Annotated in this window: 21 protein-coding genes and 1 pseudogene; 6 read left to right on the top strand and 16 right to left on the bottom strand. The window is 65.0% G+C overall.

Annotation, left to right across the window (positions count from 1 at the left end; all coding sequences use genetic code 11):
• Positions 1-10 precede the first annotated feature (10 nt).
• The 4 genes and pseudogenes from WM94_RS14050 to WM94_RS14065 all read left to right on the top strand — a co-directional run bounded on the left by WM94_RS14050 (position 11) and on the right by WM94_RS14065 (position 6,903).
• Positions 11-2,476 (top strand): RND family transporter, encoded by a 2,466-nt coding sequence (locus tag WM94_RS14050; protein WP_061551458.1) that lies wholly within the window; start codon positions 11-13, stop codon positions 2,474-2,476.
• Positions 2,469-4,247, top strand: a pseudogene (locus WM94_RS14055) (acyl-CoA dehydrogenase C-terminal domain-containing protein). Before WM94_RS14050 ends, WM94_RS14055 begins: the two are co-directional and overlap by 8 nt.
• Positions 4,248-4,258: 11 nt before the next feature.
• The gene (locus tag WM94_RS14060) at positions 4,259-5,899 is read left to right on the top strand and encodes a fatty acid--CoA ligase (protein WP_061551491.1); all 1,641 of its coding nucleotides are present in this window, start codon (positions 4,259-4,261) and stop codon (positions 5,897-5,899) included.
• A gap of 503 nt (positions 5,900-6,402) precedes the next feature.
• Positions 6,403-6,903 carry a methylated-DNA--[protein]-cysteine S-methyltransferase gene (locus WM94_RS14065; RefSeq protein WP_003258793.1) on the top strand — a complete coding sequence of 167 codons (501 nt, stop codon included), beginning with the start codon at positions 6,403-6,405 and terminating at the stop codon, positions 6,901-6,903.
• A gap of 3 nt (positions 6,904-6,906) precedes the next feature.
• On the opposite strand, the gene WM94_RS14070 is transcribed toward WM94_RS14065, so the two are convergent.
• From WM94_RS14070 to WM94_RS14080, 3 genes are all read right to left on the bottom strand, one after another.
• Positions 6,907-7,149 (bottom strand): hypothetical protein, encoded by a 243-nt coding sequence (locus WM94_RS14070; RefSeq protein ID WP_013972544.1) that lies wholly within the window; start codon positions 7,147-7,149, stop codon positions 6,907-6,909.
• Positions 7,146-7,889, bottom strand: a complete 744-nt coding sequence (locus WM94_RS14075) for a carbon-nitrogen hydrolase family protein (RefSeq protein ID WP_061551459.1) — start codon at positions 7,887-7,889, stop codon at positions 7,146-7,148. Before WM94_RS14075 ends, WM94_RS14070 begins: the two co-directional genes overlap by 4 nt.
• A gap of 76 nt (positions 7,890-7,965) precedes the next feature.
• Complete coding sequence (locus WM94_RS14080) at positions 7,966-8,481, bottom strand: DUF3016 domain-containing protein (protein ID WP_061551460.1); 516 nt, start codon at positions 8,479-8,481, stop codon at positions 7,966-7,968.
• A gap of 75 nt (positions 8,482-8,556) precedes the next feature.
• Here WM94_RS14080 and WM94_RS14085 point away from each other — a divergent pair, with 75 nt between their 5' ends.
• Positions 8,557-9,264 carry a metallophosphoesterase gene (locus tag WM94_RS14085; protein WP_013972547.1) on the top strand — a complete coding sequence of 236 codons (708 nt, stop codon included), beginning with the start codon at positions 8,557-8,559 and terminating at the stop codon, positions 9,262-9,264.
• Here WM94_RS14085 and WM94_RS14090 read toward each other — a convergent pair.
• Positions 9,230-9,844, bottom strand: coding sequence for a LysE family translocator (locus WM94_RS14090; RefSeq protein ID WP_061551461.1), 615 nt, complete (start codon positions 9,842-9,844; stop codon positions 9,230-9,232). The two genes, WM94_RS14085 and WM94_RS14090, sit on opposite strands and share 35 nt — an antisense overlap.
• A 211-nt stretch (positions 9,845-10,055) precedes the next feature.
• The gene (locus tag WM94_RS14095; protein ID WP_061551462.1) at positions 10,056-10,865 is read right to left on the bottom strand and encodes an AraC family transcriptional regulator; all 810 of its coding nucleotides are present in this window, start codon (positions 10,863-10,865) and stop codon (positions 10,056-10,058) included.
• 131 nt (positions 10,866-10,996) lie between these two features.
• On the opposite strand from WM94_RS14095, the gene WM94_RS14100 reads away from it, so the two are divergent.
• Positions 10,997-11,623 (top strand): LysE family translocator, encoded by a 627-nt coding sequence (locus WM94_RS14100; protein ID WP_061551463.1) that lies wholly within the window; start codon positions 10,997-10,999, stop codon positions 11,621-11,623.
• Here the strand turns inward: WM94_RS14100 and WM94_RS14105 are convergent.
• The 11 genes from WM94_RS14105 to WM94_RS14155 all read right to left on the bottom strand — a co-directional run bounded on the left by WM94_RS14105 (position 11,620) and on the right by WM94_RS14155 (position 24,106).
• Positions 11,620-11,895, bottom strand: coding sequence for a peptidylprolyl isomerase (locus WM94_RS14105; RefSeq protein WP_013972552.1), 276 nt, complete (start codon positions 11,893-11,895; stop codon positions 11,620-11,622). The genes WM94_RS14100 and WM94_RS14105 overlap by 4 nt on opposite strands.
• Before the next feature lie 202 nt (positions 11,896-12,097).
• Entirely contained in the window at positions 12,098-14,053 is a 1,956-nt protein-coding gene (locus WM94_RS14110; RefSeq protein WP_061551464.1) for an acetoacetate--CoA ligase, read from the bottom strand.
• A 143-nt stretch (positions 14,054-14,196) separates the two neighbouring features.
• Entirely contained in the window at positions 14,197-14,676 is a 480-nt protein-coding gene (gene eco, locus WM94_RS14115) for a serine protease inhibitor ecotin (protein ID WP_015270251.1), read from the bottom strand.
• A gap of 55 nt (positions 14,677-14,731) precedes the next feature.
• Positions 14,732-15,502, bottom strand: a complete 771-nt coding sequence (hbdH, locus tag WM94_RS14120) for a 3-hydroxybutyrate dehydrogenase (protein ID WP_061551465.1) — start codon at positions 15,500-15,502, stop codon at positions 14,732-14,734.
• Positions 15,503-15,512: 10 nt separating this feature from the next.
• Positions 15,513-16,904: a GntP family permease gene (locus WM94_RS14125; RefSeq protein WP_039613441.1), complete on the bottom strand. Its 1,392-nt coding sequence runs from the start codon at positions 16,902-16,904 to the stop codon at positions 15,513-15,515.
• Between the two features lie 269 nt (positions 16,905-17,173).
• The gene (locus WM94_RS14130; RefSeq protein ID WP_061551466.1) at positions 17,174-18,556 is read right to left on the bottom strand and encodes a sigma-54-dependent Fis family transcriptional regulator; all 1,383 of its coding nucleotides are present in this window, start codon (positions 18,554-18,556) and stop codon (positions 17,174-17,176) included.
• 119 nt (positions 18,557-18,675) lie between these two features.
• Entirely contained in the window at positions 18,676-19,692 is a 1,017-nt protein-coding gene (locus tag WM94_RS14135) for an ABC transporter permease (protein WP_013972558.1), read from the bottom strand.
• A complete protein-coding gene (locus WM94_RS14140) occupies positions 19,692-20,750 on the bottom strand; it encodes a microcin C ABC transporter permease YejB (RefSeq protein WP_061551467.1) in 1,059 nt (352 codons plus the stop codon). Before WM94_RS14140 ends, WM94_RS14135 begins: the two co-directional genes overlap by 1 nt.
• Complete coding sequence (locus tag WM94_RS14145; protein ID WP_061551468.1) at positions 20,747-22,675, bottom strand: extracellular solute-binding protein; 1,929 nt, start codon at positions 22,673-22,675, stop codon at positions 20,747-20,749. Before WM94_RS14145 ends, WM94_RS14140 begins: the two co-directional genes overlap by 4 nt.
• Before the next feature lie 13 nt (positions 22,676-22,688).
• A complete protein-coding gene (locus WM94_RS14150) occupies positions 22,689-22,970 on the bottom strand; it encodes a peptidylprolyl isomerase (protein WP_015270259.1) in 282 nt (93 codons plus the stop codon).
• An 80-nt stretch (positions 22,971-23,050) separates the two neighbouring features.
• The gene (locus tag WM94_RS14155) at positions 23,051-24,106 is read right to left on the bottom strand and encodes a 3-deoxy-7-phosphoheptulonate synthase (protein ID WP_061551469.1); all 1,056 of its coding nucleotides are present in this window, start codon (positions 24,104-24,106) and stop codon (positions 23,051-23,053) included.
• Positions 24,107-24,455 lie beyond the last annotated feature (349 nt).

Below are 24,455 nucleotides of genomic sequence, written 5' to 3' on the forward strand. Positions count from 1 at the left end.
GAAGACCCTGATGGCCGCTACCCGCCAAGACACCCTGCCGGTAATCCGCAACCTCGACGATTTCGACCCACGCTCGGGCAATTGCCTGGAGCGCCTGGTGTTCAACCATCGCCTGCCGTTCCTGCTGTGCATGCTATTGGCGACCCTGGTGCTGGGCTACATGGCGCTGACCCGCCTGGAGCTGCGCCCCAGTTTCGACAAGATGCTGCCGCAGAGCCACCCCTACATCCAGAACTACCTGGAAAACCGCCCATCACTGCGTGGCTTGGGCAACGCGGTGCGGGTGGTGGTGGAGAACACCCAGGGCGACATCTTCGACCCGGGCTACCTGCAGACCCTGCGCCACATCAACGACGAGCTGTTCCTCAGCCAGGGCGTGGACCGGGCCTGGGTGAAGTCGCTGTGGAGCCCGGCGGTGCGCTGGACCGAGGTGACCGAGGAGGGCTTCCAGGGCGGCCCGGTGATGCCCGACAGCTACCAGGGCGCTGCGGGTGACATCGAGCAGCTGCGGCAGAACATCGAGCGCGCCAACATTGTCGGCAGCCTGGTGGCGCGCGACTTCAAGTCGAGCATGCTGGTCGTGCCGCTGCTCGACCAGGATTCGGCTACCGGCAAAGGCCTCGACTACCACGCCTTCTCGCAGAAGCTCGAACAGCTGCGCAGCCAGTACCAGGCCAGCGGCCAGTACCGCATCCATGTGATCGGCTTCGCCAAGCTGATGGGCGACCTGATCGACGGGCTGATCCAGGTGATGGCGTTCTTCGCCCTGGCAGTGCTGACCAGCCTGCTGATCATCTACTGCTACACCCGTTGCGTGCGCAGCACCCTGCTGGTGGTGTTGTGTTCGCTGACCGCGGTGGTGTGGCAGCTGGGCATCGTCGCCTGGCTGGGCTATGCCATCGACCCGTATTCGATCCTGGTGCCATTCCTGATCTTTGCCATCGGCGTATCCCACGCGGCGCAGAAGATGAACGGCATCCTTCAGGACATCGGCCGTGGCACCCACCGCCAGGTGGCAGCGCGCTATACCTTCCGCCGCCTGTTCGTGGCCGGGGTGACTGCGTTGCTGGCCGATGCGGTGGGCTTTGCCGTGCTGATGCTGATCGACATCCCGGTGATCCAGGACCTGGCGATCACCGCCAGCATCGGCGTGGCGGTGTTGATTTTCACCTCGCTGCTGCTGATGCCGGTGGCGCTGTCTTATGTTGGTGTTGGCCGCAAGGCTGCCGAGCGGGCCCTGCATATCGACGCCCGCGCAGCCCAACACCGAGGTTTCGGCCGGCTGTGGGACCTGCTCGACCGCTTCACCGAACGCAAATGGGCCAGCGCCGCACTGCTGGTGGCCCTGGCCCTGGGCGCCCTCGGCATCTGGGGCAGCCTGCAACTGAAAATCGGCGACCTCGACAGCGGTGCCCCCGAGCTGCGCGCCGACTCCCGCTACAACCTCGACAACGCCTACATCACCCAGCACTACGCGCTGTCCAGCGACACCTTCGCGGTCATGGTCAAGACCGCGCCGGAAGGCTGCCTGCAATACCAGACACTGGTCCTTGCCGACCGCCTGGCCTGGGAGCTGCAGCAATTGCCGGGTGTGCAGACCACCGTGTCGCTGGCCAATGCCGTGCGCCAGATCACCGCCGGCACCTATGAAGGCAACCCGCGCCTGAACAGCCTGCAGCGCAACCAGGACGTGCTCAACTACGCCGCCCAGCAGGCCTCGGTCAACGCCCCCGAGTTGTTCAACAACGACTGCTCGCTGATGCCGGTAATCGCCTACCTCAAGGACCACCGCGCCGACACCCTGGCCCAGGTGGCCGCCGTGGCCGAGCGTTTTGCCCAGGCCAACAGCAGCGCCGAACAGCAGTTCCTGCTGGCCGCCGGCAGCGCCGGCATCGAGGCCGCCACCAACGTGGTGGTCCGCGAGGCCAACCACCGCATGCTGTTGCTGGTGTACCTGGCGGTCACGCTGTTCTGTCTGTTCACCTTCCGTAGCTGGCGCGCCACGCTGGTGGCGATCCTGCCGCTGATGCTCACTTCGGTGCTGTGCGAAGCGCTGATGGTAGCCATGGGCATTGGCGTCAAGGTCGCCACCTTGCCGGTGATCGCCCTGGGCGTAGGTATTGGCGTGGACTACGCGCTGTACCTGCTCAGCGTGCAACTGCACTACCAGCGCGCCGGGTTGAGCCTGGCCCAGGCCTACCAGAAAGCCGTGGCCTTCACCGGCCGGGTGGTCGGGCTGGTCGGCATTACCCTGGCGGCCGGTGTGGTCGGCTGGGCCTGGTCGCCGATCAAGTTCCAGGCCGACATGGGCCTGCTGCTGACCTTCATGTTCCTGTGGAACATGCTCGGTGCGCTGGTGTTGATCCCCGCGTTGTCGCATTTCCTCCTGCGTGGCCAGGCCGCCCCGGCACCTGCCGAGACCCAGGTCACGTCGCTTCCGCAAACCCAAGAAACCGAGTGTTCGCCTCATGTCTGATTACCTTCCGCCACTGCGCGACATGGATTTTCTGTTCAACGAAGTGTTCGACATCCCGGCCTGGTGGGCGCAAACGCCCGCGCTGGCCGAGCAGGTCGATGGCGACACAGCCCGGGCCGTGCTCGAACAGGCCGGCCGGCTGATTGCCGAGGTGGTGGCGCCGCTCAACCGCAGTGGCGACGAGCAAGGCTGCCGCTGGGAGGCCGGCCAGGTACACACCCCCGATGGCTTCGCCGATGCCTACCGGGCATTTGCCGCGGATGGCTGGGTGGGTGTGGCCGGTGCCCCGGAATATGGGGGCATGGGCATGCCGAAAGTGATCGGCGCCCAGCTCGAAGAAATGCTCAATGCCGCCAACCTGTCGTTCGGCCTGTACCCGATGCTGACCGCCGGGGCCTGCCTGGCGCTGCTCAACCATGCCAGCGAGCCGTTGAAGGCGCTGTACCTGCCGCCCATGTACCAAGGGCGCTGGACCGGTTCGATGTGCCTGACCGAGCCGCACGCTGGCACCGACCTTGGCCTGATTCGCACCCGCGCCGAGCCGGTTGCCGATGGCCACTACCGCATCAGCGGGACCAAGATCTTCATCACTGGCGGTGAGCAGGACCTGACCGAGAACATCATCCACCTGGTGCTGGCGCGGCTGCCGGATGCGCCCGCCGGGCCCAAGGGCATATCGCTGTTCCTGGTGCCCAAGGTGCTGGTTGACGCCGACGGCGTGCTGGGCGAGGCCAATGCGGTGAGTTGCGGGTCGATCGAGCACAAGATGGGCATCAAGGCCTCTGCCACCTGTGTGATGAACTTCGACGGTGCAATCGGCTACCTGGTCGGCGAGCCGAACAAGGGCCTCAACGCGATGTTCACCATGATGAACTACGAGCGCCTTGGCGTAGGTATCCAGGGCCTGGCCCTGGGCGAACGCTCGTACCAGGGCGCCATTGCCTAAGCCCGTGATCGCCAGCAGGGCCGTGCGCCGACGGGGGCCGAAGCGCCGGGGCAACCCGCTGACCCGATCGTCGTCCACCCGGATGTGCGGCGCATGCTGCTGACCATGAAAGCGCTGAACGAAGGCGGGCGGGCCTTCTCTACCTATGTGGCACTGCAGCTGGACCTGGCCAAATACAGCGAGGCCCCGGTCGCACGCGCCCAGGCCGAGGCCAAGGTGGCATTGCTCACGCCAGTGGCCAAGGCCTTCCTAACCGACATGGGGCTGGAAACCACCGTGCACGGCCAGCAGGTGCTGGGCGGTCATGGCTATATCCGCGAATGGGGCCAGGAGCAGTTGATCCGCGACTGCCGCATTACCCAGATCTACGAAGGCACCAATGGCATCCAGGCCCTCGACCTGGTGGGGCGTAAACTGTTTGCCGATGGCGGCCAGGCCTATCGCAGCGTGTCCGATGAAATTACTGCCTTTGTCGAGACGCTGCCCGCGGCGTGCGCCGAGTTCGGCGCGCCGCTGCTGGCTGCCGTGCGCAACCTCGACGAGCTGACCGCCTGGTTGCTCGATCGGGCCCAGGGCAACCCGCGTGAGCTGGGCGCGGCGGCGGTGGAATACCTGCAGGTGTTTGGCTACACCTTCTACGCCTACCTGTGGGCACGCATGGCCGTGGTATGCCAGTGTCATGCGGCTCCCGAGCCGTTTCACCTGAGCAAGCTGGGCACCGCGCGTTTCTACTTTGCCCGCCTGCTGCCACGCATTCATTCGCTGAGCGCCAGCGTCAGGGCCGGTAGCGACAGCATGTACCTGCTCGAGGCCGGGCAACTGTGAAGGCCGCCGACATGATCACCACTCGCATCATGCCTGCGGCCGAGCAGGCCTACGCCTATCCGCTGCTGATCAAGCGCCTGCTGCTGTCGGGCGTGCGCTACCAGCCCAACCAGGAAATCGTCTACGCCGACAAGCTGCGCTACACCTACACCACGCTGCTCGAACGCATCCAGCGGCTGGCCAATGTACTGACCGCCGCCGGGGTCAAGCCTGGCGACACCGTGGCCTTGCTCGACTGGGACAGCCATCGGGCCCTTGAATGCTTCTTCGCCGTACCGATGCTGGGTGCGGTGCTGCACACGGTAAACGTACGGCTGTCCACCGAGCAGGTGCGCTACACCATGAACCATGCCGAGGACCGCCTGGTACTGGTGCATGACGACTTCCTGCCATTGATGGCGCAACTGCGCGATGACTTGCCGACGGTCGAGGGTTTCATTCGCCTCGGCGAAGGCGGCCCGGCAACGCAAGATGTGCCGTTGCTGGGTGAGTACGAAGCGCTGCTGGCGGCTGCCGAGCCACAGTTCGACTTCGCCGATTTCGACGAGCACTCACTGGCCACGCTGTTCTACACCAGCGGTACCACCGGCAACCCCAAGGGCGTGTACTTCAGCCACCGGCAACTGGTGCTGCATACCCTGGTCGAGCAGGGCACCCTGGCTGCCTGCGGCGAGGTGCCGCTGCTGCGCAGCGGCGACGTGTACATGCCCATTACGCCGATGTTCCATGTGCATGCCTGGGGCGTGCCCTATGTGGCCACGGCACTGGGCATCAAGCAGGTCTACCCGGGGCGCTACGAGCCCAACCGCCTGGTGCGCCTGTACCGCGACGAGGGCGTGACGTTCTCCCATTGCGTGCCCACGGTGCTGCAGATGATGCTCGACAGCGAGGAAGGGCGCCGCGCCGACCTGAGCGGTTGGAAGATGCTGCTGGGCGGCAGCGCCCTGACCCTGGGCCTGGCGCAGCGTGCCAGCGAGCGCGGCATCAGCGTGCATTGTGGCTACGGCATGTCGGAAAGCTGCCCGCTGCTCAGCATCACCCACCTGAGCGCCGAGCTGCTGGCACTGCCCATGGCGCAACAACTGCCGCTACGTATCGATGCTGGCGTGCCGATCGCCCTGGTGGACCTGCGCATCGTCGACGCTGAAGGCATTGATGTGCCCCGCGACGGCGAGAGCCTGGGTGAAATCGTGGTGCGTGCCCCGTGGCTGACCCAGGGCTATCTGCACGAACCGGAGCAGGGTGCCGCGTTGTGGCTGGGGGGCTGGATGCATACTGGCGACCTGGCCTGCATCGACCCTGCGGGTGTGGTGCGCATTCGTGACCGGATCAAGGATGTGATCAAGACCGGAGGCGAGTGGGTCAGCTCGGTGGCGCTGGAAAACCTGATCAGCCAGCACCCGGCAGTCGCTTCGGTGGCAGTGATCGGCATCCCGGACCCGCAGTGGGGTGAGCAACCCTTGGCCTTGGTGGTCCGTTGTGACGGCATGCAGTTCGACCAGGCGGCATTGGCAGGGCATCTGCAGCCGTTTGTCGACAGCGGGCACCTGAACAAATGGGCGATACCGCGGCATTTGCGTTGCGTGGACGAGATCCCCAAGACCAGCGTTGGTAAGATCGACAAGAAGCAGATCCGGCAGGCATTTCTCTGAATGCTGGCAGCGCCGGCTGATGGCACCGGCTACGCCGGTGTTCGCGGGCGCGCCCGCTCCTACAGGTACGGCGCATTCCTTCAGCTGATGGGGTCCCTGTGGGAGCGGGCATGCTCGCGAAGCAGGCGACGCGGTGGATGGCACCGGCTACGCCGGTGTTCGCGGGTAAACCCGCTCCCACAGGTACAGCGTATTCCTTCAGCTGGTGGGGTCCCTGTGGGAGCGGGCATGCTCGCGAAGCAGGCGACGCGGTGGATGGCACCGGCTGCGCCGGTGTTCGCGGGTAAACCCGCTCCTACAGGTATGGCGTATTCCTTCAGCTGGTGGGGCCCCTGTGGGAGCGGGTTCACCCGCGAAGCAGGCGACGCGGTGGAGGGCATCTGGTCCGGGCAATATGCCAACGCCGATGTTCCGCTTGCGTGATTGCCTGAGCAAGAAAGCGGATGCAGGCAGAACTGGGGATGCGTACAGTAGGTTGATCGCAACCTGGCAGGGGCCTGCTTATGTCCAGCGCATTCACCTTCATGCAGTCACCCGTCGGCACCTTGACCCTGGTAGCCCGTGGCGAGTGCCTGACAGCCGTACTGTGGGAAGAGGAGCGGGAAAACCGCGTGCGCCTTGGCGCCCTGCACCGTGATGACCAGTGCCCGGTACTGCTGGAAACCGCTCGCCAGCTTGGCGAGTACTTTGCCGGCAAGCGCCAGCGCTTCGATCTGGCGCTGGATTTTGCCGGTACCGAATTCCAGCGTCAGGTGTGGGCTGCGCTGCTGGCGATACCGTTCGGTGAAACCCGCAGCTACAGCGACATCGCCCGGCAGATCGGCAACCCTAGCGCGGTGCGCGCGGTAGGCGCCGCCAATGGCCGCAACCCGATTTCGATCATCGCCCCGTGTCATCGGGTAATCGGTGCATCTGGCAGCCTGACCGGCTTTGCCGGTGGCCTTGCGGCAAAGCAGTACCTGCTGGCGCTGGAAGGCCGGCAAAGCCTGGCACTGGACCTGTAGGTGTCAGCAGAACCAGCTAGCGGCCAGGCAGACCAGCAGGGCCAACGCCGAGCCGGCCATCAGGGTGTACTGCCGATGGGCCCGGCGCGCATGTGGCTTGACTGCACGCAGATACTCGCCGGGTGTCGGCGCATCAGGCCGGTGGCGCAAACCCTCGGCTACATCGGCCAGTTGCCCATGGATGAGCAGCCCCGTCAGGTAATAGGTACAGGCGTAGCTCAGCAACGCCAGGAACAGATAGATCATGACGGGTGCGGGGCCAAGGGCACCGCCATGGCACTGGCGCTGGCGGTGTCCAGCACGATCAGCCCTTCGCTGTGGTCGTCCAGGCTGGCCAGCAAGCGCCCCTGGCTGTCCCAGGCCGCCGAGCCGCCAGCGCCGATGAAGGTGTCGGCCGGCCCCACGCAGTTGGCCAGCAACACTGGCATGCCCAGCTCTCGAGCCACCTCGGAGTAGTGCAGGTAACCCTCGCGAATGCCCTTGGCAGTTTTAGCCACACTGACCAGGTACAGGTCGGCGCCGTGTTCCCGCGCGGCTGTCGCATGCGCCATGAACATCGATTCGTAGCAGATCGCAGGCGCTACCCGGTGCGCGCCCACCTGCAGCAGCAAGGCTTGATCGCCTGGGGTGAACCAGGGCAGTTCATCATCATGCAGGCGTCGCTTGGCATAGGCCTGGCGCGGTACACCGGGGCTGAGGATTGGCATGCCGATACGAATGCCATCAGGGGTCGGCAGTGGCAGGCCCGCTGCGACAGTGATACCAAACCGGTCGCAGGCTGCCTGCAGCGGGTCCAGCCGTGCCGAACTGACTGGCAGGGCGGCCTGGCGCGCGAGGGTTGGCTCATAGCCGGTCAGCGACAGTTCGGGAAATACCACCAGTTCGGCACCAACGGCCGCGGCCTGTTCGATGCAGGCCAGGTGGCGTTCGAGGTTGGCTTGCACATCGCCCTTGAGCGACGCCAGTTGCACGGCGCACAACTTCATGAAAAACCCTTCCCTGGTACAGGTTGAAGGGCCGAGCATACTACCGGTACCAACGCCTGTACCAGTGAAGGGATTTTCAGGATGCCGGGCGGACGGCGAAACGCTGGCGGAACCAGTCGTCGAGCATGGCCTTTTCGGCATACAGGCGGTCGCTGCTGCTCGTGACCCGGCCCGGGCGGCTGAGGTACATCTTGTCGCTGACCCTTTCCTGCGCCTGCTGGTCGGGTTTGCCCGGTTGGCTGAGGGTGTAGCTGAGGTCGATGGTCGGCCAGGTGATTTCGCGCATGAAGCGTACATCGTAGGCCTGGCTGTGCCAGGGCTCGAAACGCCCGGCCAGGTCGATGTCGCGGATGTCGATGACCAGTTGCTGGCCAGGTTGCAGGTAGCGCTGGCCAAGCTTCTGCAGGTACTGGGTCAAGGTTTTCATCACATAGGCGTCGGCGCCACGCGCGTACCCGTGGCTGTCGAGGCTGGCATCGCGGAATTTTTCCGGATGGTCGAAACGTACCTCGACCTGCGCGGCCGGGGCACCTTGTGCCATGCTGTCCAGTGACAGCGCAATGAGCACGGCACACGCGAGGGCGGTACGCATGATGCACCTCCGGGGCAGATTGTGTGTGCCTCCATTTTACCCCTGGCATGGCGGCACCAGCAGAGGAAGATTGTAATGGCACGGTTTCGGCGTCTGATTGCCAACCTGCGGGGGCGTGACCTGGCGGTGGGCGATATCCATGGTCACTTCCAGCGCCTGCAGCAATGCCTGGATGGGGTGGGGTTCGATCCGGCCGTGGACCGCCTGTTCAGCGTTGGGGACCTGGTCGACCGTGGCCCGGACAGCGAGGCGGCGCTGGATTGGCTGGCGCAGCCCTGGTTCCATGCCGTGCAAGGTAATCATGAGGCCCTGGCGATTACCCGCGTGCGCGGCGGGCGGCTCGATCTGGACATGTACCGCGCCGCCGGGGGTGGCTGGTTTCTGGACCTGCCGAGGGCTCGGCAGTTACGTTTCGTCGAGCGCTTCGAGCAGCTGCCGATCGCGATAGAGGTTGAAAGCGCGGCCGGCCTGGTAGGCCTGCTGCATGCCGACAGCCCGTACGCCGACTGGACGGTGTTGAGGACCTGGCTGGAACTGGATGACGACCCGCAGGTACGGGAGGTGTGCCAATGGTCGCGGCGGCGCCTGAAGGTAGGCGATACCGCGCCCGTGCAGGGCCTGCGTGCCTTGTTGGTGGGCCACACACCGGTGCTGGAGGCCAAGCTGCTTGGCAACGTCTGGCACCTGGACACTGGCGGCTGGGCCAGTGGCCATTTCACCTTGATGGACATGCGCACCCTGCAACTGGTCAGCCCCAGGCCAGGTGAAACAACAGTGCCATAGCCAATAGCACCAGCATGGCCCCGGAGGCCCGTTCCAGCCAGGGCAGGCTGCGGGCGAAGCGCCGCAGCAATAGCGGGTTGCCGATGGCCACGGCAATCAGCAAGTCCCACAGCAGCACGATGCTGAACATCCACAGGGCACAGGTTGCCTTCCAGGCAATGCTGGCGCTGGCGACCATGCTGACCAGGCTGGCATAGAACAGCGCATTCTTGGGGTTGAGGATGCCGGACAGGAACCCCATGCCCAATCCCCGCCACCACCCTTGGGCGGTCTGCTTGCCAGCGACTGCGCCCAGGCTGGTTTGCCCGGCATGGCTCAGGAACAGGGTGCCGATGTACAGCAGGTAGCCGGCGCCGGCCAGTTGCAGGGCGGTGAACAGCAGGCTGCCTTCCTGCAGCACCGACAAGCCGGTGAAAGCCATGGCGATGAACACGCCATTGGCCAGGGCGATACCCAGGCAGGCGCCGCTCGCGACGCGCCAGCCGGCGTTGACCGAAGTGCGTGCGACCAGGAAGAAGTCCGGGCCGGGAGAGAGCAGGGCGAGGAAGTGGGCAAGGGCGATGATCAGGAACTGTTGCATTGGGGTGTGGCTGCTCTGGCGGAAAAGCCTGACTCTGCCCCTCAGCGCAAATGCCGTATTGAACAATATTGCAGGCCCCTGTAGGAGCGGCCTTGTGTCGCGATGGGGCGCGAAGCGGCCCCAGGTTTTCAGCTCCGCAGCACAGATTGCCGGGGCTGCTGCGCAGCCCTTTCGCGACACAAGGCCGCTCCTACAGAGACCGCGCAGGCCTTCAGTCTCCCCGATACTGCCCCGGCGTCACCCCCACATGGGCCTTGAACACTCGCTGGAAATGGCTTTGGTCGGCGAATCCGAGCTGATAGGCCACCTCCGCCAGTGGCTGCCCTTCACTCAACAATTGGCGCCCACGGTTGACCCGGGCATTGAGCAGGTAGGCATGCGGCGTAAAACCGGTAGCGGCGCGAAAGGCGCGAATCAACTGGTAGCGCCCAAGCCCGGCCTGCTGCGCCAGTACCGCCAGGCTCAGCTGCGCCGGGTCCTGACCTTCGATGTGCGCGATCAGCCCACTCAACGCGGTCGCCGCCAGTGCCGGTGCCGGCGCCAGCGGCGCGTGTCTGGCAAAGTCCATGTCACCCAGAAAGGCGATCAGCGCCGCATCCTTCTCGCCATTGCTGGCGCTGGAGAACAGCAGGCTGTTCAGTTCGCAGAACTGCCGATACACCTCCGGCACCTGGCAGATACGTGCCGGCTCGCCGGGCCCGGCACCATCCAGCCCGGACTCCAGGTGCAACTGTGCCAGCCAGTCGGCATCCACATGCAGCATCTGGTAGCTCCACGCCTGCCCGGGCTCGGGGTTGCAGGCATGTACCCGGCGGGCCGGGACCAGCACCAGAGTGCCAGGCGTCAGGCGTTGCTGGCCGTTGCCGGCACCGGTGAAATGACTGTGGCCGGCATCCACCACACCGATGGAAAACGTTGGGTGGCTGTGGGCCTTGTAGCAGGCGCGGCTATGGCAGGCGCGGCGGCTTTCGACATGCGGCAGGGCCGGGTCGCGCCACAGCGCGGCATGGGAACGGGGCATCACAGGGTCCTCGATATGCCCGGCAGCTTATCAGGCGCCGCGCACCCATACAGTTTTTTCCGCTGGCTGTAACTTGACCACCAGGCCAGCTAACCGCCGAAATAGGCGCCTGTTGCCAAAGGAAAACGATAATGGACCTTTCAAGCCTGCTGCTTTTCATCCCCGCCTGTTTCGCCCTGAACATGGCGCCGGGGCCGAACAACCTGCTGTCGCTGCACAATGCCAGCCGTTACGGCCTGCGTACGGCCTGCGTGGCCGGTGGCGGGCGCATCGTCGCCTTCAGCGGCATGATCGCCCTCGCGGCGATGGGCCTGGCAGTGGTGCTGCACACCAGCGAATACCTGTTCCTGGCCATCAAATTGGCGGGGGCGGCCTACCTGTTCTATATCGCCTGGCAACTGTGGCGGGCACCGGTGGGCGAGGCCGCGGTTGCAGGTGATCAGCCGCACGGCACCTGGCGTCTGGTACGCCAGGAGTTCTGGATGGCTGCTGGTAATCCGAAGGCTATCCTGATCTTCACCGCGTTCCTGCCGCAGTTCGTTTCGGTCGGCAGTACCACTCCGGTGAGCGAGCAGTTCCTCTGGCTGGGTACGTTGTTCCTGTTGCTGGAATGGGCCGCCATCGCCATCTACGCCGGCCTGGGGGCGTACATGCAGCGCTGGTTCAGCCAGCCCGGCCCACGCCGGTTGTTCAACCGGGTCAGCGCCTCACTGCTGGGCTGCGCCGGCCTCGGGCTGCTGGCTGCGCGGCGCGCTTAATCGCGGTAGAACGTCTGCACCAGGTGATAGCCGAACTTGCTCTTGATCGGCCCGTGCACCACGCGCAGGGGCTTCTTGAAAATCACTTGGTCGATGGCGCCGACCATCTGCCCTGGGCGGATTTCACCCAGGTCGCCGCCACGCTTGCCCGAAGGGCAGGTGGAGAACTTTTTTGCGAGCACGTCGAAAGCCTCGCCATTGGCGATGCGCTGCTTGAGCTTTTCGGCTTCGTCAGCGGTCTTGACCAGGATGTGGCGGGCTTGGGCTTTCATGGGGTACCTGTGCTTCGGGGGCGAAAAAGGTCGGCATTATGCCTGATCGAGTCGAGTGGAGGCCATTGTGGGAGCGGCCTTGCGTCGCGAAAGGGCCGCAAAGCGGCCCCAGAAATCTATGCTTCGCTGCTGAAATCCCGGGGCTGCTTTGCAGCCCTTTCGCGACGCAAGGCCGCTCCCACAATGACGGTGAATACCTTCATTACGGGGTGCGCAACTCCTCGCGATCCCGAAACTGCTCCAGCGCCTCGGGGTTGGCCAAAGCGTCGGTGTTCTTCACCGGCAAGCCATGCACCACATTGCGAATCGCCAACTCCACCAGCTTGCCGCTGATGGTACGCGGGATGTCATCGACCTGGGCGATCACCGCCGGTACATGGCGGGGCGTGGTGAACTGGCGGATCACCTGGCGGATGTGCTGGCGCAGGGCCTCATCCAGCTGCAGGCCGTCACGCAGGCGAACGAACAGCACCACCCGCACATCGCCTTGCCAGTCCTGGCCGATGGCCACGCTTTCCAGCACCTGCTCGACCTTTTCCACCTGGCGGTAGATCTCCGCCGTGCCAATGCGCACGCCACCGGGGTTGAGCACGGCATCGGAGCGGCCATGAATCACCAGTCCGCCGTCGGCACGCTGTTCGGCGTAGTCGCCCTGAGCCCACACTCCCGGAAACTGGCTGAAGTAGGCGTCGTGATAGCGGCTGCCGTCCGTGTCCTTCCAGAACCCCAGCGGCATGGACGGGAAGTTGCGCGTGCACACCAGCTCGCCTTTTTCGCCCAGCACCGGCTGGCCATGCTCGTTCCACACCTCCACCGCCATGCCCAGGCCCTTGCACTGGATCTCGCCACGGCGCACTGGAAGGGTCGGGTTGCCCAGCACGAAGCAAGAGACGATATCGGTACCGCCGGACATCGACGCCAGGCACAGGTCGGCCTTGATCTTGCGGTACACGTAGTCGTAGCTGTGTGGCGACAGTGGCGAGCCGGTGGACAGTAGCAGGCGCAAGCGCGCCAGGCGGTGGCTTGCCGCAGGCTCCAGGCCCGCCTGCTCCAGCGCCGCCAGGTACTTGGCGCTGGTACCGAATGCCTGGATATCCTCGGCGTCGATCAGGTCCAGCAGCCGCTCGGGGCCGGGATGGAAGGGCGAGCCGTCATACAGCACCAGCGTGGCGCCCACCGCCAGGCCGCTGACCAGCCAGTTCCACATCATCCAGCCGCAGGTGGTGTAGTAGAACAGTACGTCATCGGCTTTCAGGTCATTGTGCAGGCCATGTTCCTTCAGGTGCTGCAACAACACGCCGCCAGCGCGGTGGACAATGCACTTGGGCACGCCGGTGGTGCCGCTGGAATACAGGATGTACAGCGGGTGGTCGAAGGGCAGCGGGGTGAAGCGGGGCTCGCCGCCGGGCTGATAGAACTCGTCCCACAGGCTGACATTGGCGGCGTGGAATTCGTCGACACGCGTTCCGCTGCGGGTGTGGGGTACCACGATCAGCTGTTCCAGCCCGGGCAGCTGCGCGCACACCTGGTTGACCTTGTCCACTTGGTCGATGGCTTTGCCTGCGTACTGGTACCCGGCGCAGGCGATCAGCAGCTTGGGCTCGATCTGGCCGAAGCGGTCGATGATGCCGTGTACGCCAAACTCGGGCGAGGAGCTGGACCACACCGCACCGAGGCTGGTGCAGGCAAGCATGGCGACCAGTGTCTGCCAGGTATTGGGCATGATGGCGGCTACGCGGTCGCCGGGGACGATGCCGGTGGCCTTCAAGGCTGTTTGCAGGCCGGCCACCTGGGCGGCCAGCTGGGCATGGGTGAACAGCTGACGCTGGCCGTCTTCGCGCACGGCGACCAGGGCCGGGCGGTCGTCACGGCGGCGCAGCAGGTGTTCGGCAAAGTTGAGGGTGGCGTTGGCGAACCACTGGGCATCGGGCATCTGCGGCCCTTCGCTGAGCACCTGGCTTGGCGGGTTATGCCAGTGAACGTGGAAGTAGTCGGCAACGGTTTGCCAGAAGGCAGGGCGCTGCTCGATGCTCCAGCGGTGCAGCGCGTGGTAGTCGTCGAGTTGCAGGTTGTAACGCAGGTTGACCCGGCGGCGGAAGGCATCCATCCGGCTGGCCTCGATCTGCGCCGTGGAGGGGCGCCAGAGCACATCGTTCATGCCGAACCTCCTGTTGCCTGCAAGGGCCCCATCGCCGGCAAGCCAGCTCCCACAGGGACCTCACAGGTCTTGAGTGCAGTGACCAACCTGTGGGAGCCGGCTTGCCGGCGATGAAGGCATCATCAAGGCCAAAGGCTTGCGCTTTACTCTACTTTAGCCTTTTGCACGTCCTGCGACGCGGTCCAGACGCGGTAGCGCACTTCGACGTCCTTGGGTACATACACCACCACCGGCAGCTTGCTGTTGTAGCGCAGCATGAAGCCTTCACCGACCACTGGCACGAAGGCCTCGGTCTTCTTGCCATCGGGGCAGGCCATCAGTGTGCTGGCCGGGCCGCTGACCTTGTCCAGGCGGTAGTAGCTGTAGCCCCAGCCTTCCAGGGTACGTTCCTCCAGGCTGCCGCCCAGGCGCTGGCGATTGCAGTCCACCTTCAGGGTCTTGCCGGCGAGGATTTCCAGTTGATAGGCCGACTCATCAGCCTGGGCCGGCAGGTGGATGACCTGCCGGGTGAAGCCTTTTTCCGCCTCGGGGTAGGGCGCGACGTCCTTCAGGCTGGCTGCCATCGCGGGTGCGGCGGCAGCCAGGGTCAGGGCCAGAATCGCGGTCATCGGGGTTGGGCGCATAGGGCCTCCTTGCATATAAACGAATGCAAGACCGCCGCCAGGCCCAGGCCGCCCGTCACTGGGCCAACCAGCCACCATCGACGTTCCAGGCGGCACCGCGAACCTGGCTACCGGCCTCGCTGCACAGGAATAGTACCAGCTCACCCAGGTGCTCGGGGGTGACGAAGGCCAGCGATGGCTGTTTTTCTGCCAGCAGATCGTGCTGCGCTTGCAGCGGATCGCCACCGTTGGCAGCACGATCGTCGATCTGCTTCTGCACCAGCGGGGTCAACACCCAGCCAGGGCAGATGGCATTGCAGGTGACGTTGCTTGTGGCGGTTTCCAGGCCCACCACTTTGGTCAGGCCGACCACGCCGTGCTTGGCCGCTACATAGGCCGCCTTGCCGGTAGAGCCGACCAGGCCGTGCACGGAAGCGATGTTGATGATGCGCCCCCAATTGCGCGTGCGCATGCCGGGCAGGGCCAGTCGCGTAGCGTGGAACACGGCCGACAGGTTGAGGGCGATGATCTTGTCCCAGCTTTCCAGCGGGAACTGTTCCACTGGCGCCACGTGCTGGATACCGGCGTTGTTGACCAGGATGTCGACGTCGCCGAACTCGCGCACGGCCACGGCGAACAGCGCTTCGATCTGGGCTACGTCCGAGAGGTCGGCCGGGTGATGGACTACCTTCACCCCGTGCCGGGCGATCTCCGCCAACGCCGGTGCAGGGTCGCCGAAGCCGTTGAGCACGATGTTGGCGCCTGCGCGGGCCAGTACCTGGGCAATGCCCAGGCCGATGCCGCTGGTGGAACCGGTGACGAGTGCGGTCTTGCCTTTGAGGGTCATGCAAAGCTCCTTAGACGATGCCGGTGGCGTAGAACGTGGCGATGACCACGAACACCGCCAGGGTCTTGATCAGGGTAATACCGAAAATGTCCTTGTAGGCCTCGCGGTGGGTCAGCCCGGTCACGGCCAGCAGGGTGATGACCGCACCGTTGTGCGGCAGGGTGTCCATGCCACCGCTGGCCATGGCGGCCACGCGGTGCAGTACTTCGAGCGGGATGTTGGCGGCATTGGCGGCGGCGATGAAGGTGTCGCCCATGGCCGCCAGGGCGATGCTCATGCCGCCCGAGGCAGAGCCGGTGATGCCGGCCAGCAAGGTCACGGTAATCGCTTCGTTGACCAGTGGGTTGGGGATGCCGCGCAGGGCGTCGGCCAATACCAGGAAGCCCGGCAGCGAGGCGATCACCGCGCCAAAGCCGTATTCCGAGGCGGTGTTCATGGCCGCCAGCAAGGCGCCGCCCACGGCGCTTTTGGTGCCTTCGGCCAGGCGGGCACGGATGGCGCCGAAGGCACACACCAGCACCATCAGGATGCCCACCAGCAACGCTGCCTGCACCGCCCAGATGGCCGTGAGCTTGGCCACATCGCTTTGCACCGGTGCGCTCATGCCGGGCAGTTGCAGGCTGTGACTTGGGCCGTACCACTGCGGGATCCAGTGGGTGAACAGCAGGTTCATCACCCCCACCAGCAGCAGCGGTGACAGGGCCAGCCAAGGGTTGGGCAGCGCCAGGTCGGCAGCGGTCTCCGGTTCGTTGCGCAAATCGCTGCCATAGCCTTCACCGGCGCGCTGGGCCTTGTTGCGCTGGCGCTGCAGGTAGGCCATGCCGGCGCAGAACACGAACAATGTGCCGATCAGGCCCAGCCATGGCGCGGCCCAGGCGGTGGTGTTGAAGAAGGTGCTGGGGATGATGTTCTGGATCTGCGGGGTGCCGGGCAGGGCATCCATGGTGAACGAGAACGCGCCCAGGGCGATGGTTGCCGGAATCAGGCGTTTGGGGATATTGCTCTGGCGGAACATCTCGGCGGCGAACGGGTACACCGCGAACACCACCACGAACAGCGAAACGCCGCCGTAGGTGAGCAGCGCGCAGACCAGCACGATCACCAGCATCGCCTGGCGGGTGCCGAGCACGCGGATGGCGGCGGCGACGATCGAGCGCGAGAAACCGGACAGCTCGATCAGCTTGCCGAACACGGCGCCCAGCAGGAACACCGGGAAGTAGAGCTTGATGAAGCCGACCATTTTCTCCATGAACACCCCGGTGAATGCGGGGGCCACGGCGGACGGGTCGGTGAGCAGTACCGCACCGAGGGCGGCGATGGGGGCGAAGAGGATTACGCTGTAGCCGCGGTAGGCAGCCAGCATCAGCAGGGCCAGAGCGGCGAGGGCGATGAGCACGGTCATCGGGGTGGGTCTCCTGGGTGAGTCTTGTTTTTATCGGTGAGCAGGAGATAGCGGGAATCGTGCCAGTTTTTAACTCATTGATTTATATGGGTATTTTGTTTTCTTCTGAATTTTTGTCTCTGTCTTGAGATTTTGGGGCCGCTTTGCGGCCCATCGCGACACAAGGCCGCTCCTACAAGTGCACCGCGATCTCCTGTAGGAGCGGCCTTGTGTCGCGATCGAGGGCAAAGCCCTCGCGGCAATCTCGAAATGGAAACAAAAGTCTCCAATCAGAGACCAAGCGCTACCATCTTCTTGTACAAGGTCGATCGCCCCAACCCTAACGCTGCCGCAGTCTCTGGCACATTTCCCTCATGCTCAGCCAAGGCTTCGGCAATCAGCCTGCGTTCAAACTGCTCGCACGCTTCTCGGTAAGTCTGACGCCCGGGTTCTGCCGCCACCGGGCTCAACGGCCCCAATGCCGCCCGAAGATCCGCCACCCCCAGCCGCGGCTGATCCGCCAGCAACGTGGCCCGCTCCAGCACATTGCGCAGCTCGCGAATGTTCCCCGGCCATGCATGCCGCGCCAGTAGCTGCTGCGCTTCGGCCTCGAGCTCATACTGGCTGCCCAGTTCGCCCAGGATGGCCTCGCACAGCGCCGGCAGGTCCTCCAGCCGTTGCCGCAGTGGTGGCACCTCGATCGGCAGCACATTCAGCCGGTAATACAGATCGGCGCGGAATGCCCCGCGGGCGATGGCGCCCTGCAGGTCGACGGAAGTGGCGGCAATGATGCGCACATCACTGCGCAGCATCTGGTTCGAGCCTACCGGCTCGTACTCTTTCTCCTGCAACACCCGCAGCAGCTTGCTCTGCAGGGTCAGCGGCATGTCGCCGATCTCGTCGAGGAACAGCGTGCCGCCTTCGGCCAGTTGCAGCTTGCCGCTGCGGCCCTTGCGGTCGGCGCCGGTAAAGGCGCCGGGGGCGGTGCCGAAAAATTCGGCTTCCAGCAGTGTTTCGGGGATCGCCGCACTGTTGATGCTGACAAACGCCTTGTGCGCCCGCGCCGACGCCGCATGGATGGCATGGGCCAGCAGTTCCTTGCCGGTGCCGGTTTCGCCCAGCAGCAACACCGGCGAATCACTGCTCGCGCCACGCCGGGCGCGGCGCTTGGCCTCCAGGCTGGCGGCGCTGCTGCCGACGAACTGGGCGAAGCTGTACTTGGCCTGGCGAGCGCGCAACTGCGAGCGGGTCGAGGCCAGTTCCTGCTGCATGCTGGAGTAGCGTTTGAGCAGCGGCGACAGGCTGCGCAATTCATCGAACAGGGCAAAGCCGATGGCACCGATCAGCGCGCCCTGGTCGTCGTGGATGGGTAGGCGCATAACTACCAGCGGCTCGTTAGGGGTATCGAGCATGTCCAGCAGGATTGGCCGGCCATTGTTCACCACCTCGCGCATCAGGCTGCCTGGGATCACCGCCTCGCACGGTTGGCCGATGGCGCTGGCGGCGTCGGCCAGGCCAAAGCGCCGGGCGTAGCGCTCGTTCATCCAGACGATGCGCGCCTGGCGGTCGACGATTACCGTGCCCTCGCTGGACTGCTCGATGATCTCGAACAGCGAGCGGATCGCCAGTTGCCGTACCTGGGGGTAGTCCTTGAGGCTGTCGCTGTCGTGCATGGGTAGAAATCCTGAAATCTGTGTAAGCAGGGCTGGCCTCTTCGCGGGTAAACCCGCTCCTACAGGGTCACCACAAACCTTGAGGCGGGTTTACCCGCGAATGGGCCAGACCTGAAAACCTATCCCCTGGGGTCGAACGCCTCGCGCAAGGCATCCCCGATAAACACCAGCAGCGACAGGATCACCGCCAGCACAAAGAACGCGGTAAAGCCCAGCCACGGCGCCTCCAGGTGCTGTTTGCCCTGGGTCACCAGCTCTCCCAGCGAAGCACTCCCGGCCGGCATGCCGAAACCGAGAAAATCCAGCGCAGTCAGGGTGGTGATCGCCCCGGTCAGCATGAATGGCACATAGGTCAGGGTCGCGTTCATGGCATTGGGCAGGATGTGCCGCAGCATTACCTGGCTGTCTGGCAACCCCAACGCTCGGGCGGCCTTGACGTACTCCAGGTTGCGACCGCGCAGGAACTCTGCGCGCACCACGTCGACCAGCGTCAGCCAGGAGAACAGCGCCATGATCCCCAGCAGCCACCAGAAGTCCGGCTCGACGAACCCGCTGAGGATGATCAGCAGGTACAGCACCGGCAACCCCGACCACACCTCCAGCAGGCGCTGGCCGACCAGGTCGACCCAACCACCGTGGTAGCCCTGCAGGGCTCCGGCCGCCACCCCGATCAGCACGCTGACCACGGTCAGGGCGAAGGCGAACAGCAAGGATACTCGCGTGCCATATAGCACCCGGGCCAGCACGTCGCGGCCCTGGTCGTCGGTACCCAGCCAGTTGCTCGCGCTCGGCGGGCTGGGGGTGGGCACCTGCAGGTCGTAGTTGGGGGTATCGGCGCTGAACGGGATGGGGGCGAACAGCATCCAGCCACCTTGCTGCTCGATCAACTGGCGTACATAGGCGCTGCGGTAGTCTGGCTGGAACGGCAGCTGGCCGCCGAACTGCTGCTCGGTGTAACGCTTGAGCGCCGGCACGTACAGGTCGCCCTTGTAGCCCAGCAGCAGCGGTTTGTCGTTGGCCACCAGCTCGGCGCACAGGCTCAGCAGCAAAAGGGCGGTGAACAGCCACAGCGAAACCCAGCCCAGGCGGTTACGGCGAAAGCGTTGCAGGCGGCGACGCGAGATCGGCGAAAGCATCAGTGTGCCCTCGCGTCGAAGTCGATACGCGGGTCGAGCAGGGTGTACGACAGGTCACCGATCAGGCGGATCAGCAGGCCCGCCAGGGTGAAGATGAACAGCGTGCCGAACACCACCGGGTAATCCCGCGATACGGCCGCCTCGTAACTCATGCGGCCCAGGCCATCGAGCGAGAAGATCACCTCGATCAGCAAAGAGCCGGCGAAGAACACCGTGATCAATGCCTGCGGCAACCCGGCTACCACCAGCAGCATGGCATTGCGCAGCACGTGGCCATACAGCACCCGGCGTTCGCTCAGGCCCTTGGCTCGGGCGGTAACCACGTATTGCCGGGAAATCTCGTCCAGGAAGGCGTTCTTGGTCAGCAGCGTCAGAGTGGCGAAGCCGCCGATCACCAGGGCGCCGACCGGCAGCACCAGGTGCCAGAAGTAGTCGGCGACCTTGCCCAGCAGGCTGAGCTCATCGAAGTTGTCCGAGACCAGGCCGCGCACCGGGAACCAGCTGAGCGAGGTGCCGCCGGCGAACAGCACGATCAGCAACAGGGCGAACAGGAACGAGGGCAGGGCATAGCCGACCACGATCAGTGCACTGCTCCAGGCATCGAAGCGGCTGCCATGGCGCACCGCCTTGCGGATGCCCAGCGGGATCGACACCAGGTAGGTGATCAGCGTGGCCCAGAAGCCCAGCGACAGGGTTACCGGCAACTTGTCGAGGATCAGGTCGGTGACCTTGGCGCCGCGGAAGAAGCTGTTGCCGAAGTCCAGCCGGGCGTACTGGCCCAGCATCAGCCACAGGCGCTCGGGGGCGGACTTGTCGAAGCCGTACTGGCGCTTGATCTCCTCGATCAGTTTCGGGTCCAGGCCACGGGTGGCACGTGACTCGCCGTGCATCACCTCGGCCCGGGCACCGGGAGCGCCACCGCCGATACCTTGCAGGCGTGCCACCGCCTGCTCCACCGGGCCTCCCGGTGCGGCCTGGACGATCAGGAAGTTGACCAACAGGATCGCCAGCAGGGTCGGGACGATCAGCAGCAGGCGGCGCAGTATGTAAGTGGTCATGGCGAGGATTTCCGGCGTTCGGCCATTTGCGCGTTGGTCAACGCGGCAGGGCTGACTTCCCACCAGGTGTCCAGGCCTTCGTCATAGGCAGCCTGGACCTTGGGCAGGCCGAAGCGGTTCCACCAGACAGTGGAGCTGCCCGGTGGGTAGTAGTTGGGGATCCAGTAGTAGTTCCATTGCAGCACCCGGTCCAGGGCATGGGCGTGGTACAGCATGTCGGCCTGGGTGTCGGCGCGCACCAGGCCGTCGATCAGGCGGTCCACGGCAGGGTCCTGCAGCACCATCAGGTTGTTCGACCCAGGGTCGTGGGCCGCTGCCGAGCCGAAATAGTTGTACAGCTCGGCGCCAGGCGACAGGGTGACCGGGTAGCCGGTGACGATCATGTCGTAGTCACGTGCCATCAGGCGGTTGACGTACTGGGCCGAATCGACGTTGCGGATGTCCAGGGTCACGCCAATCTGGGCCAGGTTGCGCTTCCACGGCAGCAGCAGGCGCTCCATGCCTGCCTGGCCGTTGAGGAAGGTGAACGCCAGCGGCGTGCCCTGGCTGTTCACCAGGCGGTCGCCTTCGGGGCGCCAGCCGGCTTGTTCGAGCAGCGCCAGTGCCTGCAGCTGCTGCTTGCGGATGATCCCCGAACCATCGGTGACCGGGGCGGTGAACACGGTGTTGAAGACTTCGTCCGGCACCTTGCCGCGCAACGGTTCGAGCAGTTTCAACTCGCCGGCATCCGGCAGTTGGCGGGCGGCCAGCGGGGTATTGGAGAACACGCTCTGCTGGCGGATGTACATGTTGCGCATCATCTGCCGGTTGCTCCACTCGTAGTCCCACAGCATGCCCAGCGCCTGGCGCACGCGACGGTCCTTGAACTGCGGCCGGTCGAGGTTGAACACGAAGCCTTGGGCCACCTGCGGTTTGGCCGGGCCCAGGTGGGCGCGCTGCAGGCGGCCGTCGTCCAGTTGCGCGCCGTTGTAGCCCAGGGTGTAGGCGGTGGCGGAGAACTCGCGGTTGTAGTCGTAGCCGCCGCCTTTGAGCACCTGCCGCGCCACTTCGGTATCACCGAAGTACTCGATGCGCAGCTTGTCGAAATTGTAGCGGCCACGGCTGACCGGCAGATCGCGCGCCCACCAGTTGGCGTCGCGCTGGAAGGTGATGCTGCGGCCGTTGTCGATGCTCCCGATACGGTACGGCCCGCTGCCGACCGGCTTGTCGAAGCCGGCGCCGTTGGCAAAATCGCGCTGCTGCCAGTCGTGTTCGGGTAGTACCGGCAAGCTGGCGAGGTCGAGTGGCAGGGTGCGGCCGTGGTCAGGCTTGAAGTCGAAGCGCACGCTGTGTGGGCTTTCCACCACGACGGCGGCAACATCGGCGAACTGGGTGCGATACCTCAGGCTGCCCTTGCTCATCAGCAGCTCGAAGGTAAAGCGTACGTCCTCGGCGCGCACCGGCTTGCCATCGGCGAAGGTGGCGCGCGGGTCGATCTCGAAACGCAGCCAGGCATCCTCCGGGCCGCGCTCCATGCGCCGGGCGATCAGGCCGTAGACGGTGTAGGGTTCATCGAACGAGCGCACGGCCAGTGGCGCGTACAGCAGGCCATCGACCTCGCTGACACCGATGCCTTTGTCGATGTACGGCAGGATATGGTCGAACTGGCCGATCTCGATGGCCGAGCGGCGCAGGATGCCGCCTTTGGGGGCGTCGGGGTTGACGTAGTCGAAATGCTGGAAGCTGGCGTTGTAGCGCGGGGCTTCGCCGTAGACGGTGAGGGCGTGGGTGGAGCCGGCGTGGGCGTTGAAAGCCAGGCAAAGCAGGAACAGGCACCACAATCTCTGTAGGAGCGGGCGTGCCCGCGAATGCGTCAGCTCAGGCAACGAGGCTGCATGCTCGGACGCATTCGCGGGCACGCCCGCTCCCACAGGGGATCTCATCACCTGAACAGGTGAATCAGTCCTGGCGGCTGGTCACTTCCAGCAGGTGGTAGCCGAACTGGGTCTTCACCGGGCCTTGCACGGTATTGATCGGGGCGCTGAACACCACGGTGTCGAACTCCTTGACCATCTGGCCCGGGCCGAACGAGCCCAGGTCACCGCCCTGGCGGCTGGACGGGCAGGTGGAGTTGGCTTTGGCGATTTCAGCGAAGTCGGCGCCTGCTTCGATCTGGGCTTTCAGTTCGTTGCATTTATCGATGCTGCTGACCAGGATGTGGCGGGCGGTTGCACGGGCCATGGGTACTGCTCCTTGGGGTAAAAAAGGCAAGCCTAGCGTACTTGTCCAGGGTATGTCTCGCCAGGCTTGCGTCCCGCTGCCTAGAGTTTTTGTGCCGCCTCGCGCAACAGGGTTTCGGTCGAGGCCCAGCCCAGGCAACCGTCGGTGATCGACACGCCGTATTTCAGCGCGCCCTTGCCCAGCGCCTGGCAGCCGTCGAACAGGTGCCCTTCGATCATCACGCCGACGATCGAGCGGTCGCCGGCCAGGCGCTGCGCCAGCACATCGTTGAAAACGGCCGGCTGACGCGCCGGGTCCTTGCCGCTGTTGGCATGGCTGCAATCGACCATGATCCGCGCCTGCAACCCGGCCTTGGCCAGCGCCTGGCGGGCCATGGCGATGCTGTTGGCGTCGAAGTTCGGGCCCTTGTGGCCGCCGCGCAGCACCAGGTGGGTGTCCGGGTTGCCCAAGGTCTCGATGATGGCCGGGTAGCCCTGCGCATCCATGCCGAAGTGGCGGTGCGAGTGGGCGGCGCTACGCATGGCGTCGCTGGCGATGGCGATGCCGCCGTCGGTGCCGTTCTTGAAGCCGACCGGCAGCTCCAGGCCACTGACCATTTCGCGGTGGATCTGCGACTCGGTGGTGCGCGCGCCAATCGCGGCCCAGGCCAGAAGGTCATCGAAGTAGCCGGCGACCATTGGCTGCAGCAGTTCGGTGGCAACCGGCAGGCCGCGTTCGATCATGTTCAGCATCAGCCCGCGGGACAGGGCGATGCCGGCGTGCATGTCGTCGCTGCCATCGAGGTGCGGGTCGTAGGCCAGGCCCTTCCAGCCGACCGTGGTGCGGGGTTTTTCGACGTAGGCGCGCATCACCAGCAGCAGCTTGTCGTCGACTTCGCGGCTGAGGGCTGCCAGGCGGTCGGCGTATTCCAGGGCCGAGCGCAGGTCGTGGATCGAGCACGGGCCAACGATCACCAGCAGGCGCTGGTCGCGGCCTTCGAGGATGTCGCGGATGGCCTGGCGGTGGGCATGGACTTGCTGGGTAAGTTCGCTGGACAGCGGCATTTGCTGCTTGAGCAGGTGCGGGCTGGGCAGGCGCTGGCTGACGGTGGTGTTGGCTGCTTGCGGCTGGGTCAGGGCGAGGCTGGAAGCGTGCATGGCGTTTTTTCCCTGGGCGGACGGCGGGTTCTGGCCCGCGTCGTCGGCCCTATCGAGGTGTTCGACAAATCGTTGAATTCGTATTGGCTGCTGCATTGCCACCTGTGGAAGACCGAACGGAGGCGGCAGGCTGGCCCGAACGGGATTGGCTAAATCGCCAGGCGTAGGTGTTTGCGTAGTAATAAGTGGCGTAGTTCATGAATCTGTCCTCAATGTGAATCGGTGTTGTTCAAAGGCCTGAAAAGCAAAACCCCCGGTCGGGAAGCCGACCGGGGGTTTGAGTATTCTCATGTTCGGCGGCCCCTCGAAGGTGGGCGCCGTGTGGGTATCGGCGCCTAGTGGCTAAACC

The sequence above is a fragment of the Pseudomonas sp. ABFPK genome, from assembly GCF_001586765.1.
In the GTDB taxonomy this organism is placed as follows: domain Bacteria; phylum Pseudomonadota; class Gammaproteobacteria; order Pseudomonadales; family Pseudomonadaceae; genus Aquipseudomonas; species Aquipseudomonas asiatica.

Bases quoted from the DNA above. Each gene is read 5' to 3' on its own strand.
- WM94_RS14050 (WP_061551458.1), top strand. From the start codon at position 11: ATGGCCGCTACCCGCCAAGACACCCTGCCGGTAATCCGCAACCTCGAC.
- WM94_RS14060 (WP_061551491.1), top strand. From the start codon at position 4,259: ATGATCACCACTCGCATCATGCCTGCGGCCGAGCAGGCCTACGCCTAT.
- WM94_RS14065 (WP_003258793.1), top strand. From the start codon at position 6,403: ATGTCCAGCGCATTCACCTTCATGCAGTCACCCGTCGGCACCTTGACC.
- WM94_RS14070 (WP_013972544.1), bottom strand. From the start codon at position 7,149: ATGATCTATCTGTTCCTGGCGTTGCTGAGCTACGCCTGTACCTATTAC.
- WM94_RS14075 (WP_061551459.1), bottom strand. From the start codon at position 7,889: ATGAAGTTGTGCGCCGTGCAACTGGCGTCGCTCAAGGGCGATGTGCAA.
- WM94_RS14080 (WP_061551460.1), bottom strand. From the start codon at position 8,481: ATGCGTACCGCCCTCGCGTGTGCCGTGCTCATTGCGCTGTCACTGGAC.
- WM94_RS14085 (WP_013972547.1), top strand. From the start codon at position 8,557: ATGGCACGGTTTCGGCGTCTGATTGCCAACCTGCGGGGGCGTGACCTG.
- WM94_RS14090 (WP_061551461.1), bottom strand. From the start codon at position 9,844: ATGCAACAGTTCCTGATCATCGCCCTTGCCCACTTCCTCGCCCTGCTC.
- WM94_RS14095 (WP_061551462.1), bottom strand. From the start codon at position 10,865: ATGCCCCGTTCCCATGCCGCGCTGTGGCGCGACCCGGCCCTGCCGCAT.
- WM94_RS14100 (WP_061551463.1), top strand. From the start codon at position 10,997: ATGGACCTTTCAAGCCTGCTGCTTTTCATCCCCGCCTGTTTCGCCCTG.
- WM94_RS14105 (WP_013972552.1), bottom strand. From the start codon at position 11,895: ATGAAAGCCCAAGCCCGCCACATCCTGGTCAAGACCGCTGACGAAGCC.
- WM94_RS14110 (WP_061551464.1), bottom strand. From the start codon at position 14,053: ATGAACGATGTGCTCTGGCGCCCCTCCACGGCGCAGATCGAGGCCAGC.
- eco (WP_015270251.1), bottom strand. From the start codon at position 14,676: ATGCGCCCAACCCCGATGACCGCGATTCTGGCCCTGACCCTGGCTGCC.
- hbdH (WP_061551465.1), bottom strand. From the start codon at position 15,502: ATGACCCTCAAAGGCAAGACCGCACTCGTCACCGGTTCCACCAGCGGC.
- WM94_RS14125 (WP_039613441.1), bottom strand. From the start codon at position 16,904: ATGACCGTGCTCATCGCCCTCGCCGCTCTGGCCCTGCTGATGCTGGCT.
- WM94_RS14130 (WP_061551466.1), bottom strand. From the start codon at position 18,556: ATGCACGACAGCGACAGCCTCAAGGACTACCCCCAGGTACGGCAACTG.
- WM94_RS14135 (WP_013972558.1), bottom strand. From the start codon at position 19,692: ATGCTTTCGCCGATCTCGCGTCGCCGCCTGCAACGCTTTCGCCGTAAC.
- WM94_RS14140 (WP_061551467.1), bottom strand. From the start codon at position 20,750: ATGACCACTTACATACTGCGCCGCCTGCTGCTGATCGTCCCGACCCTG.
- WM94_RS14150 (WP_015270259.1), bottom strand. From the start codon at position 22,970: ATGGCCCGTGCAACCGCCCGCCACATCCTGGTCAGCAGCATCGATAAA.
- WM94_RS14155 (WP_061551469.1), bottom strand. From the start codon at position 24,106: ATGCACGCTTCCAGCCTCGCCCTGACCCAGCCGCAAGCAGCCAACACC.